The 13,456-nt window shown below is 32.8% G+C and carries 9 protein-coding genes and 1 pseudogene; 7 read left to right on the top strand and 3 right to left on the bottom strand.

Annotated elements, in window-relative coordinates; translation table 11 throughout:
• Window positions 1–5 precede the first annotated feature (5 nt).
• From CM54_RS07590 to CM54_RS07600, 3 genes are all read left to right on the top strand, one after another.
• Complete coding sequence (locus CM54_RS07590; protein ID WP_002453937.1) at window positions 6–1,163, top strand: glycerate kinase; 1,158 nt, start codon at window positions 6–8, stop codon at window positions 1,161–1,163.
• Between the two features lie 33 nt (window positions 1,164–1,196).
• A complete protein-coding gene (locus CM54_RS07595) occupies window positions 1,197–1,895 on the top strand; it encodes a hypothetical protein (protein WP_030063335.1) in 699 nt (232 codons plus the stop codon).
• 143 nt (window positions 1,896–2,038) lie between these two features.
• Window positions 2,039–3,247, top strand: coding sequence for a multidrug effflux MFS transporter (locus CM54_RS07600; protein WP_037550329.1), 1,209 nt, complete (start codon window positions 2,039–2,041; stop codon window positions 3,245–3,247).
• A 46-nt stretch (window positions 3,248–3,293) separates the two neighbouring features.
• Here the strand turns inward: CM54_RS07600 and CM54_RS07605 are convergent, their stop codons facing one another.
• Complete coding sequence (locus CM54_RS07605; RefSeq protein WP_016898598.1) at window positions 3,294–3,761, bottom strand: GyrI-like domain-containing protein; 468 nt, start codon at window positions 3,759–3,761, stop codon at window positions 3,294–3,296.
• Between the two features lie 157 nt (window positions 3,762–3,918).
• On the opposite strand from CM54_RS07605, the gene CM54_RS07610 reads away from it, so the two are divergent.
• The gene (locus CM54_RS07610; protein ID WP_037550332.1) at window positions 3,919–4,530 is read left to right on the top strand and encodes a C39 family peptidase; all 612 of its coding nucleotides are present in this window, start codon (window positions 3,919–3,921) and stop codon (window positions 4,528–4,530) included.
• A 64-nt stretch (window positions 4,531–4,594) separates the two neighbouring features.
• On the opposite strand, the gene CM54_RS07615 is transcribed toward CM54_RS07610, so the two are convergent.
• Entirely contained in the window at window positions 4,595–5,404 is an 810-nt protein-coding gene (locus tag CM54_RS07615; RefSeq protein WP_037550335.1) for a metallophosphoesterase, read from the bottom strand.
• Between the two features lie 336 nt (window positions 5,405–5,740).
• Between CM54_RS07615 and CM54_RS07620 the strand changes: the two genes are divergently transcribed.
• Complete coding sequence (locus CM54_RS07620; RefSeq protein WP_002432511.1) at window positions 5,741–7,144, top strand: amino acid permease; 1,404 nt, start codon at window positions 5,741–5,743, stop codon at window positions 7,142–7,144.
• 248 nt (window positions 7,145–7,392) lie between these two features.
• Window positions 7,393–9,600 (top strand): annotated as a pseudogene (locus CM54_RS07625) (cation:proton antiporter domain-containing protein).
• 126 nt (window positions 9,601–9,726) lie between these two features.
• Here the strand turns inward: CM54_RS07625 and CM54_RS07630 are convergent.
• Window positions 9,727–11,556: an APC family permease gene (locus tag CM54_RS07630; RefSeq protein WP_002432693.1), complete on the bottom strand. Its 1,830-nt coding sequence runs from the start codon at window positions 11,554–11,556 to the stop codon at window positions 9,727–9,729.
• A 290-nt stretch (window positions 11,557–11,846) separates the two neighbouring features.
• Here CM54_RS07630 and CM54_RS07635 point away from each other — a divergent pair, with 290 nt between their 5' ends.
• Window positions 11,847–13,346 carry a serine hydrolase FLP gene (locus CM54_RS07635; RefSeq protein ID WP_037550338.1) on the top strand — a complete coding sequence of 500 codons (1,500 nt, stop codon included), beginning with the start codon at window positions 11,847–11,849 and terminating at the stop codon, window positions 13,344–13,346.
• Window positions 13,347–13,456 lie beyond the last annotated feature (110 nt).

A 13,456-nucleotide genomic window follows, 5' to 3' on the forward strand; every position in this document is an offset into this window, starting at 1 on the left:
ATTGCGTGTCACAATTTAAAATAGTTATTGCCCCAGATTCGTTTAAAGAGAGTATGACAGCGAAAGAGGCAGCTACTGCAATTCAAAATGGCTTTCAAGAAGTGTTTAATGATCAAGTTACTTACGACCTTATACCTATGGCGGATGGTGGGGAAGGAACAACTGAAGCTTTGAAAGAAGCTTTAAAGGCGACTTCCTATACCGTTCAAGTTAAAGACCCTCTCTTTAGAAATATTGATGCAAGTTATGCAAGAAGTGATCAATATGAAACAGCTATTATAGAAATGGCTGAGGCATCTGGCCTTCATTTATTAACCCATGAGGAGAGAAATCCACTTCAAACTTCCTCCTATGGAACTGGACAACTCATTAATGAAGCACTTAAACATGGTGTAAAGAAAATCATTTTAGGGATAGGAGGAAGCGCGACCAATGACGGTGGCGTGGGTATGTTGCAAGCATTAGGAGTTTCTTTTAAAGATGTTGAGCATAATGAAATTAAACCTGGTGGAGCAGCGTTAAACACAATTGATAAGATTGACACCTCTCATCTCAATCCTTTGCTACAAAACGTTGAAATTAAAGTAGCTTGTGACGTTACAAACCCATTATTGGGTGACCAAGGCGCTACTGTAATATATGGACCTCAAAAAGGCGCTACTGAAAAGATGATACCAAAGTTGGATTCCGCATTAAGTCACTATCATGATAAAATTAAAGAAGAATTACAAAAGTCTGTCAAAGATATACCGGGTGCAGGCGCAGCTGGTGGCATGGGTACTGCTTTACTAGCTTTTCTTGATGCTAATTTGCAAGCAGGTATAGATGTAGTTCTAGATGAAACACGTTTTCAAGAGAGAGTGAAAGATGCTCAAATTGTTATTACAGGGGAAGGTAAAATGGATAAGCAAACGATTTATGGTAAAACACCCATAGGCGTTGCGAAAGTTGCAAAGGCATATGACATCCCGGTTATTGCAATTTGTGGTAGCCTCGGTGATCAGTATCAAGAAGTTTACCGCCACGGCATTGACACTGTCTTTAGCATTACTGAGTATCCTTCTGATTTAAAGACCACCCTTGAAAATGGACCACAATTCATGCAAAGAACTGCAACAAATATCGCCCGTCTCATCAAATTGAATTTGAAATTAAAACCATAAAATTGAAGTTTACCATTACAATGAGGTGACATTATGAAAAGAACAGATAAGTATAGAGATTCATACAAATACGATAATCAATATCAAAACCACCGACGTCGAGCTGAAGAAGACGAATTTCGAAATCGAGCTCAATCTCCAAATAAAATGAACGGTCAACGTTCTAATCAACGAGAATTTGATGATGAACCAGAACGTTACTATAATGGTCGTGATTATCGTCGTGAACAACAACTTGAAGAGGAAAATGAAAAATCAGGTCGAACTAAAAAATGGCTTATTGCTATCATAGTTATTTTACTTATTATAGTAGCCATTTTTGTTACCCGTGCCATCATGAATCACAATGATGATAAAGTAAATAATGATCCTAATGTGTCTCAAAATTATAAAAAACAAGTTGAAAGTCAAAATGATGATATCAACAAACAAGTTGACTCGGCGAAAAGTGATATTAAAAATAATAAAAATAGTGAATCTCAAATTAGCAAATTACAAAATGAAATTGATAAATTAAAACAAAAAGAAGAAAATAATGCTGATTCTAAATTCACACAATTTTATCAAAAACAACTTGATAAATTAAAAAATGCTAATAACGCACAACAAAACAATGAAAATCAAAGTAAAATTAATAGTATGCTTGAAGATATCAACACTAAATTTGATAGCATTAAATCAAAATTAGAAAGTATATTAAACGGTTCAAGCTCTGATGGACAAAGTAATTAATCATACTAACCTAGCAAGGTCGTTTAGGGTAACGACTTTGCTAGTTTTTTATGTATACACAAATTAGTATTTAAGTTTAGTACTTACAAACACATGTAAAACGTATATAATTGATGTTGTAATTTGTTCAAAGGAGATTATTTATGACTCATTCAAGTGCCAAGCACTTTTCAATAATATTAATCATTATCTTAGGTGTCATGACAGCATTCGGTCCACTTACGATCGATACATATACACCTTCTTTACCTAAAGTACAACATGATTTTGGAACTACAACTTCAGAAATCCAATTGACACTATCCTTTGCAATGATAGGACTCGCGCTTGGGCAATTCTTATTTGGACCTATTTCAGATGTCTTTGGTCGTAAACGAATTGCCACGATATTGATGATGATATATTTAGTAGCCACTTTTTTATCTATATTTACCGGTCACTTAACGGTATTTTTAATTCTACGATTGATACAAGGTTTAACAAGTGGCGGTGCTATCGTCATCGCTAAAGCGTCTGTTGGAGATAAATATCATGGTAATGAATTAGCTAAATTTTTAGCCTCATTAATGGTAGTTAACGGTATTATTTCCATATTAGCACCTTTGCTTGGCGGTTTTGTATTATCTATATCTAACTGGAGAATGATATTTGCATTTTTAACGCTTATCGCTTTTATAGTTTTAATTGGTATTTTCTTAAAAATGCCAGCCCATACTCAAACAATGCAAACACGTCTTCAATTTAAAGATATACTTAAAGATTTCTTGTATTTACTTAAAAAACCGACATTCGTTATTCCTATGTTGCTACAAGGTTTAACCTATGTGATGTTATTTAGTTATTCATCAGCATCTCCTTTTATTACTCAAAAAATTTATCACATGAGTGCACCTCAATTCAGCGTGATGCTTGCTATTAACGGTGTAGGATTAATCGTAGTTAGCCAAATTGTTGCACTACTAGTAGAAAAAATTAGTCGTCAAAAATTATTAATTTATTTAACGATTGTGCAAATTGTAGGCGTAATATTACTTATTGCGACGTTAGCTTTACATCTTCCTTTATATGTATTACTCATCGCATTTTTCATTAATATTTCGCCAGTTACTTCAATTGCGCCATTAGGCTTTTCAATGGCAATGGAAGAGCGAACAGGAGGTAGTGGTAATGCCTCTAGCTTGCTAGGTTTGTTCCAGTTTATATTAGGAGGGATTATCTCGCCATTAGTTGGTTTAAATGGTGAACATGATATGACTCCCTACTTACTTATAATTAGTGTTACTGCTATCTTACTAGTTTTACTACAATTCATTTATTTTAAGCTTTATTCAAAAAACACTATATCTCATTAAAAAGTAAAGCCTCACTTCAAAATGTAGAAGTGAGGTTTCATTATAATTATTGAATTGGCATCCATATCTCAGTGACGTAAGATTCACTTTGTGTATCACCTGGTCCGTATAGCTCAAAGAATGGAGCTTGTTTTATTTCAATATTTTCTCTAGGAATAAGTTCATGATGTATATCATTCATTGTTTGCTGAACACTTTTAGGGACAGGTCCTTTAGCTTCGACAACTAAATACTTTCCACCTTCTAAGTTGAATGTCTCTAAACCATCATGAGGATCTTCTGTACTTGTCACACCTATAGCGTAATCCATTGTTCTATCTTCTTTAGGCAGACAAACACCTAACAAACCGTTCAATTGGTTATCGCTTTTTTGCAATAATCGTTCATCTAATTTCATAGTATGCACATCTTCCCAGAAATCCGGAATATTACTTTGAGCGTGTCCTCCGCTTTTATAATGCCTATAAGCGCCTATGACTTTTGTGCTTTCAAGATTTTCTATTCTATAGTCCATGTTCATCTCCCCCATTTTAATTTTACTCAATTATCTTATAACCCATTTTCAAAATAATAACCTCATCAAATAGAACAAACATTTTAATATACTAAATGAATGGCACGTTATATAATATTAAATATTAAATGAATACCAGTTTGTTGAGGAAGAAATTATGAAGAAAACCATTTTACCAGTTAAACCTATAAGTCAATTATTTCCAATCCCTATGGTTATGGGATGTGAAGGCGTATCTGCAGCAATGTTACTACAATTTAATCATCATTCAATTAAAGCAACGGAAATTATGAGCAAATGGCCTAAACATCCTAACAATCCATATAAAGGTTACGTAGGCCACCCACTGTTAGTGAAGTTAGGTTACCACCAAACCATCTTTCCTGCTGCATTCGTTCCTTTCCTCAAGCAATATGACAATCGTGTTAAAGATGGTTCAGGTTCTAGCTTAAAACAACTTGAACGCATAATTGATCAAGGACAACCTGTCATTATATATCATACAAGTTTAGGTGCTAGACCCTTTCACCGCGTGTTCCGTCTTGATAATAAACCTACTAGACTTGTATCGAACATTCATGTCACATTATTAATAGGTTATGATGATACTTATTACTATTATATTGATCCTTTGTGGACACAACTAACTAAAGGAATTGTCATACCTTCAATCATTCCAAATCAAAAACAGATAATCAGAATTAAAAAACAAAAATTAGAATGTAGTTATAACGCACCAGGCCAAATGTGTGTATTCGTTCAACCATAATAAAAAGTAAAATCTCGAGACAAAGCGTTGTTGTCTCGAGATATTTTTTAATTACAATTAAATTTTAAATATGGAAATCTATTAACGCATGATTGATTTCTTTAGCTAAATCTAATGTTCTCCATTGTCTTTGATAACCTAGACATGGGCACATGTAAGTTGTATCACTATCTCTTAGTTCTTTTCGAAAATGAACATGCCCCATAATACTATATTTAATAGGATATTTCTCATAAATATAATCAAAATCTTGCGTCCCAATAAATGCATTAAAAAAATCAAAAATTCGATGTGGTGTAGGTACAACAAATTGTGGATGTGTAACCACATGTGTCATTAAAATAATATTACGGTCATCAACGTTCTTGATATCTTCATCTACCATTTGGGCAGCCACTTTTGACAACTGTTGGTCTGACGTAGTCCAGTCAATTCTTACTTTATCTTGCCATGTCGCCCCGTAATGTTTGCCTTTTTTAATTTTGTCTAATGAAAATCGCTTATCTGCATAACTATAATCATACCAACCTGTATGACCAACGATGGCCCACTCATCATTAACAATCAATGGACGTCCTATTAAACATTCTTCTTGTGTTTTATAAAATTCTAAAATCTCAGTTGATGATTTATCCGAGCCATCGGACCACAAGTCGTGATTCCCAGGTATAAAATAAGTTGGAATTTGTATCATGGCTTTTAAATGGACAATAAACTGATAACTCATTTTATAATCATTAGAAATATCTCCGGCAATCAATAATATATCCAATTTCCTCTCATTAACTACCTCTGCCAAAATATTGAGATAGCTTTCCGGTTTGAGTTTTGGGTGGCGATCAATATGTAAATCTGAAATTGTACCTATTTTCATGATTTGACCCTTCTTACATTAGATTACAATAATTTTTATTATTACATATCCAGAAATTAAAGTTAATTAATCAGTTTAGTAATATTACTTGCTATTTACAAAAATAAGATTATAATTAAGTATATTTTTTAGCTTTACTGAATTTTTATAGATACAAATAATATCAATCTAATTTTTTGATTATTCTAAAAAATCATAAGTATTTATTATCATAAACACTCTTATAAATGTATTTACTTATATTTCTGTAAATCATTGCTTTATCAAAATTGTTTCTATAATATTAGACGAAAGAAAACGCTTTCATAAACATTTGTTTTTCTGAGGAGGAAGTCTATGGCTAGACAATTGCATAGGGAGTTAAATAATAGGCATATCCAATTAATTGCTATTGGCGGTGCTATTGGAACTGGATTATTTCTAGGTTCTGGGCAAACTATTTCTTTAACTGGACCGTCACTATTATTTACTTATATGATTATTGGGATTATTTTATTCGCATTTATGCGTGCTTTGGGAGAATTGTTATTAAGTAACTCTAAATTTAATTCATTTGTAGATATCGCAAATGAATATTTAGGACCTTTTGGAGGATTCGTAATAGGTTGGACTTATTGGATTTGTTGGGTCGTTTCGAGTATGTCAGATTTAACAGCCATGGGGCAATATTTCGCATTTTGGTACCCTCAGGTCCCTCATTGGTTAACTGTGTTATTTATTGTACTGATTTTAATTTCATTTAATTTATTAGGCGCCCGTTTATTTGGAGAACTTGAATTTTGGTTCTCAATTATTAAAGTTGTAACTATTGTAGCGATGGTAATTGTTGGGTTGGTTTTAATTTTCCTATCATTTAAAACGCATTATGGTCATGCTTCATTCACCAATTTAGTTAAGCACGGAGGCATGTTCCCACATGGTCCTTTCGGATTCTTAATGTCATTTCAAATAGCAGTCTATTCCTTTATTGGTATTGAGCTTATCGGTGTAACAGCTGGTGAAACGAAAGATCCTGAAAAGACCATCCCTAAAGCCATTAATAATGTTCCTATTAGAATTTTACTCTTCTACATCGGTGGTTTATTAGTCATCATGTCAGTCATTCCATGGGATAACATTGACCCAGATAGTAGTCCTTTCGTAAAGCTATTTAGTATTATTGGCATACCTTTTGCGGCTGGTATAGTGAACTTTGTTGTCCTAACTGCAGCCGCTTCAGCTACAAATAGCGGTATTTACTCAAATAGTCGTATCTTGTTTGGTTTAGCTAAACAAGGTTTGGGACCTAAAGTATTAACTAAAACAAATTCTAACGGCGTGCCCTACCTTTCAATGTTCGTGTCATCGATTACTTTACTTGTAGCAGCGTTGTTAAATTTTATCTTCCCAGATGCAATCAAACTATTTATATATGTTACGACTTTATCAACTGTACTCTTTTTAGTAGTTTGGGCAATGATTATCGTGTCATATATAGTTTATGTTAGAAAGGACCCTGAAGCACATAGAAATAGTAAATTTAAATTATTCGGTGGTCAAGGCGTCGCGTTTGTCGTATTAGCTTTCTTCTTCTTTGTATTTATATTATTATTCTTTAGTGCTGATACACGTGCAGCAATCTTTATTTCGCCAATCTGGTTCATATTCTTATTCTTCTACTATAAAAAATATAAATCAAATGCCAAAGCATTAGCTGAAAAACAACATTTAAGCAATCAAAAGCAAACTAAAAACATATAAATGTTCTCTTTAAAAACATCTTAAAGAATATAATTTGTTATTCTTGCGCTTATATAAGATGTCTTCAATTATTACTCTTTGAGTGGCGGAACTATGAAAGAATTATAAACAATTCTTTTTGTTCCGCTTTCTTTTTTTGGGGTAATAATTAATACAAATTAAAGTTAAATTCTGCTAAAAGTTGTGTATATGTGATTTACATTTTTAAATGGTAAAATATATGTTATTGATTTATAGAGGAGAATCATATGGAATTATTAGAAGCTTTTTTAATTTTTATATTTGCAGTCATTGTAAGTTCTGTCTTACATAATATGTTTCCTAAAATTCCAACTGCATTTATTCAGATTGGTTTAGGTGTTGTCATCTTTACTCTACCTATTCCAATGCATTTCGAATTTGATTCAGAAGTATTTATGATGGCCGTTATTGCCCCATTATTATTTGTTGAAGGAACGCATGTGTCTCGTTCTAAATTATTGGAATACCGTAAACCCGTCATTTTAATGGCAATGGCCTTAGTTTTTACAACGGTTATTGGCGTCGGTTACTTTATACATTGGATTTGGACCGATTTACCAATGCCAGCTGCTTTCGCGATAGCTGCGATTTTATGTCCTACTGATGCTGTGGCCGTATCAGCCATTACAAATGGGAAAGTTTTACCTAAAGGATCAATGTCTATTCTAGAAGGGGAATCATTGCTGAATGACGCAGCAGGTATCATTTCATTTAAAATTGCGGTCACTGCGCTTGTCACTGGTGCATTTTCAGCAATTAACGCTATCGAACAATTTATTATTTCGACAATCATCGGAATATTAGTCGGTGCCATCTTCGGTATTATTGTCGTGAGAATACGTATCTACCTTACAGCGAACAAAGGATTAAAAGATAATAACACATTAACATTTATACAATTATTGACACCCTTCGCTATTTACTATATAGCTGAAACATTGCATGCATCAGGTATTATAGCTGTAGTAGTAGCAGGTTTAATTCATGGTTTAGAACGTGATAGATTAATCCGTGCACAAACAGAATTACAAATGAACTTTACACAAATTTGGAATACGTTTAGTTATGCACTGAATGGCTTTGTCTTTGTTGTACTTGGATTCATCGTACCTGAGGTTGTTATGGAAATTGTTAAAGATGAACCTGAAAATATTAAATTCTTAATTATGATTACCCTACTCATTGCGCTTGCTATTTATGTATTTCGTTTTATTTGGGTATTTGTATGGTATAAAGACTTTTATTTCCCGAAAAATATTCAATATTACATGGATAACTCAGATGAAGAAGAAACACCTCCCAATCGAGCACACTATGCTTTTATAATGACAATGTGTGGGATTCACGGAACGATTTCACTATCTATGGCATTGACCTTGCCGCATGTAATTAGTAATGGACATCGTTTTGAATATCGCAACGATTTATTATTTATTGCATCATTGATGGTATTAATCAGCTTAATATTAGCTCAAGTCATTTTACCGCTCATCACGCCTTCTGAAGAAGTATCTCATTTCAAAGGCATGAGTTACCAAGAAGCGAAAATATTTATCGTTCAGAATGTGATAGATCATTTTAAAAATGAATCTAAAACCAATCCTTCCATAGATTATAGACAAGTGATGAACCAATACTTTCAAGAATTGGGATTTCTATTAAATATTGAACCTGATAGTAAAAATACAAAAGAGTTGCGACGATAAGAAGATATTGCAGAAGATGTGGAAACAAATACGTTACAAAAGCTTATCGATAATGGGAAAATTGATGCTACAAATGTTCGAGACTATCGTAATGTCATGGATGCTACTCAAGCTTATAATGAGAAAACGTTTGTAGAGAAATTTACTCGACTCTTTAAAATGATTTACTTGCGTTTTAAAGCTAGAAAAAATCGTAAAAAAGAAGAACGTTTAGTTCATAAACAAGAGCATGCGAGACTTAAAGAATCACACCAATCAACAAGTGACAATAAAACTAGAATTCGTGAGCAGCGTGAAGCATATAAAAATGCAAGACAAGAATTAAAAGAAGAACGAAAATTGAGAAAACAGCAGTTCCATGATAGTTACAAACAAGTTCAAAAAATCTTGCGAATCGTTAATCACCATATCGTGTTGAGATTACGAGAGGAACAAGATAGCTCGAATGTTTTAGAGGTAAGTTTAGTAATCAATCAGTATTATTCATTATTACGTATGTTACGTAGTCGTTCACGCCAAGACTTTAAATCCACTAAATCCCAAACACAAAGTAAAAATGACCTTGTTCCGGAAAATTTAAGAAAGTTAAAATTAGAAGGTTTATATAAACAAAGAACTATTCTGGATAAGTTAATCCAACGTAATAAAATAACGAATGATGTTGCAACACAAATTCGTGAAAATATTAATTACAATGAAATTGTTTTATCTCATGAATCAAAAGAATAAGGCGTATCATTTCAAAAATATGACTTTAAAATAGCTATGTATATAAAAAGGCTCAGAAAGAAGATTGTGATCAATCTTTCTGAGCCTTATTTAGTATTGTTACTTGTTCTCTCATACTGTCTCACATTATTTAGTTAATTTAAATGGAATGGTACATAATATAACGTTTTTTTGATAGATCAAATGCATTTTCAATCTGAAGCTTGTTTGATTGTGAAGTAGATTGTGCCATGGTTTTTTGGGAATGAATTCAGGCACAACTACTGTGATTAAATAGTTTTGATCATTCGCTTTTTTACGAATTTTGTCGATAAATCTTGAGATTGGACGAATGATACTTCTATACTCTGAATGTAAAATAACTAATCTTACATCTGGGAAGTGTCGTTTCCATTTCTCCATTAATGCTTTATCATCTTCATCTCCAAAAGTGACATGGACTGCGATAACATCATTATCAGCTAACATTTGAGCATAATAAATTGACTTATCAACCGCCGTCGTAATACTAGGTATTGGCACAATAGCTAAATTACGATCTACAACAGGAATGTCATGTACATCGATATCTGAGCGTAATTGTTGAGCTATATTCTTATAATGCGTATTAATTCTCATAAATACAGATACTACAAATGGTAAGAAGAATAATATTGGCCATACTTGAGTAAATTTAGTGATTAGAAGAATCATAAATACGATAAAAGTAATTGTTCCACCCACTAAGTTAAATGATAGTTTAATACCCCAACCTTTAGGACGTTCTTTTACCCACTTCAAGACCATACCAAATTGTGCTAATGTAAATGGAATAAACACACCTACAGCATATAATGGAATTAGATTTTCAGTCATTCCGTTAAACACAATAATTAATATAATCGCCAAGACACCTAAAACAATAATTGAATTTGAATATCCTAAACGATCACCACGAACTATGAACATACGTGGCATATACTTATCTTTAGACATTGATGCAGCCAACATTGGAAATGCAGTAAATCCAGTATTGGCAGCTAATACTAATATCATTACTGTTGTTGCTTGAACGAAATAGAATGCAACGTTATTACCAAATATTTTTGAGGCCAGTTGCGATAACACAGTAGTCTCTGTTTGAGGCATTACACCATAAACGTAAGAGAGCCCCACGATTCCTACAAGTAATACTGCTAGAATAGTCCCCATAGTTACTAATGTTTTGACTGCATTTTTCGGAGCAGGATCCTTAAAGTTGGTGACAGCATTAGAAATAGCTTCCACACCTGTTAAAGAAGAAGCTCCAGAAGAGAAAGCCTTTAACAGTAAGAATAATGTTACCCCCGGTACTGCAGTGCCAACAGTTGAATGCATATGTGGTTGCACGTCTCCTATAGCAACACGATATGTTCCTACAATAATTAATACAATTAATCCTATTATGAATAAATAGACTGGATAAGAAAGTACAGTGGCTGATTCTGTAAGCCCTCTTAAATTCATAATTAAAATGAACAAAACTAATAAACAAGCAATTAAAACTTTAAAATGGTATAAGCTTGGAAAAGCAGCGACAAACGCATCTGCACCTGATGAAATACTAACTGCAACGGTTAGAATATAGTCTACTAATAGTGAACCACCTGCGAGCAATCCCCATTTCTCACCGAGGTTCGTTTTAGAAACCATATACGCACCTCCACCTTTAGGATATGCGTATATAACTTGTCTGTATGACATGATTAAAGCTGCAAGTAAGATAAGAACTGCACCAGCGATTGGTAAAGTATACCATGAAGCAACAGCACCAATTACTGATAAAGTGATCAATATTTGCTCTGGTCCATAGGCAACAGATGATAAAGCATCGGAAGACAGGATTGCTAAACCTTTAAATTTAGTAATTTTTTCATCCTTTAAGTCTCTATTTTTCTTGGGACGCCCGATTAAAAGTCTTTTAAATTGATTAAACATAACGCTTACCTCTTTAACTCTTTATCAATGGCTAAACTATACTCCCATCTCTATAAAATGTATAGGTTTTCAAGTCATCTTTTAATATATCATTTACTCCATTAGTGTTAAAGTACACTTATTTTTAGTTGCATTTTACAAATTTTTTTAACTATACAAAAGATTGATAGCAATGTAACGAGTCTTTTTATGAAGTATTTTTCAAGAAAGCTGGTATAATAATAAACACTTATCGCATTTGGGTTGTACACAATCTAATGTAAATACCAAGATTAATTGAGGAAAGCGCAATGAAAAAGAAACATTTTATCATCACTATTGTAGCCATGATGATTCTTATATTAAGTGGTATATTAACAAAACATTATACCGCTCATAGTAAAACGGAGAGTATGCTTACCCATCATTCACAGAAACAAATCGATCATATCGTTCACTCAGCAATGAATAATGGTAAGATACCTGGTGTCTCCGTGCTTATTGTTAAAGATAATAAAGTCTTTTTAAACAAAGGTTATGGTTATGCCAATGTGGATCAAAAAATGAAAGTGACCCCTCAAACAAAATTTGAAATTGCTTCAAATACGAAAGCTTTTACTGGATATGGGATTCTTCAAATTGCTGAAGAAGGTAAATTAAATTTAAATGATAAAGTATCAAAGTACATTCCAGACTTTTATATGACATATAACGATGAGAAAAAAGATATCACTATTAAACAATTGCTAGGACATACAAGTGGCATACCGAGTGATATTACTGAAGAGGATCATTATTCGGAAGATTATAATAGTCTGAAACATATCGTTGAATATGCTAAAGGGAAAGAATTGAATAATGCGCCTGGTGACAGCTTCGAATATTCAAATATGAATTATGATATCCTAGGTTTAATTATTCAAAACGTCTCACATCAATCTTATCAATCATATATTAAAGAACATATATTAGAGCCGTTACACATGCGACATACTAGTTTCAAAACTACAAGTAAAAAAGGTAAAAACGAAGCTACTGGCTATGAATTAGTAAGTGGTGAAGCTATAAAGACTACACCTGAATTTAATATTGGTGATACCCCATCAGCTTTTATGATGACGAGCACCAAAGACTTAGAAAATTGGGTTAAACAACAATTAAAACCTTCATCTAAAATGAATTCTATAATCAAACACTCACATCAAAAGATTTCAGAAACTGAAAATCAATCAGACGATGATGGTTATGCTGCAGGTTGGTTTATTAATTCGAGCAGCCACATTATTTCTCATCCAGGTACTCTTAATAATTTCTCGTCAGAAATTTTACTCAATCCTACTAAATCTTACGGAATTGTCGTGTTAGGAAATATGAATTCATCTCAAGTGGCAAATCTAGCTGAAAACTTAAGTTCACAAATTTTAAATAATGATCACTATACAACTATTGAACAAAAAATTGATGAGTCTAAAAGTTTTAATCATACGATAACTATTATAACCGGTCTTGGGGCATTCATGTTTTTACTTCTGAGTTTAATACGACTTAATCACTTAAAACACCAACGTGTAATCTATGATAAAAGGAAAGTTCCATTTATAACATTCCTCCTGATCATCACATTATTTGTCATATTGAGTATTGTTATTTATTTACTTCCTTTGTTTATATTAGGAAATGTAAGTTGGACATTTGTATTATCATGGTTACCTGCACATGCGAAGTGGCTGTTAACGAGTGTTTACCTTTTCTTGTTAATGATGATGATATGGTTAGCCATTAATGTTTTGACACGTCATCCCAAAAGTTAAATATCAGATTTTAACACTTAAGCAATTAATCTTTACATTTAAGAATGATTGCACATTCTAAAGTTTCAATTTTGATACTTTTAGAGTGTGCAATTTTTTATATATATAAA

It is taken from the genome of Staphylococcus sp. TE8 (genome assembly GCF_000692055.1).
Lineage (GTDB): Bacteria > Bacillota > Bacilli > Staphylococcales > Staphylococcaceae > Staphylococcus > Staphylococcus capitis.

Excerpts from the sequence above, each read along its gene's own strand:
- CM54_RS07595 (WP_030063335.1), top strand. The coding sequence starts at position 1,197 with ATGAAAAGAACAGATAAGTATAGAGATTCATACAAATACGATAATCAA.
- CM54_RS07600 (WP_037550329.1), top strand. The coding sequence starts at position 2,039 with ATGACTCATTCAAGTGCCAAGCACTTTTCAATAATATTAATCATTATC.
- CM54_RS07605 (WP_016898598.1), bottom strand. The coding sequence starts at position 3,761 with ATGGACTATAGAATAGAAAATCTTGAAAGCACAAAAGTCATAGGCGCT.
- CM54_RS07610 (WP_037550332.1), top strand. The coding sequence starts at position 3,919 with ATGAAGAAAACCATTTTACCAGTTAAACCTATAAGTCAATTATTTCCA.
- CM54_RS07615 (WP_037550335.1), bottom strand. The coding sequence starts at position 5,404 with ATGAAAATAGGTACAATTTCAGATTTACATATTGATCGCCACCCAAAA.
- CM54_RS07620 (WP_002432511.1), top strand. The coding sequence starts at position 5,741 with ATGGCTAGACAATTGCATAGGGAGTTAAATAATAGGCATATCCAATTA.
- CM54_RS07630 (WP_002432693.1), bottom strand. The coding sequence starts at position 11,556 with ATGTTTAATCAATTTAAAAGACTTTTAATCGGGCGTCCCAAGAAAAAT.
- CM54_RS07635 (WP_037550338.1), top strand. The coding sequence starts at position 11,847 with ATGAAAAAGAAACATTTTATCATCACTATTGTAGCCATGATGATTCTT.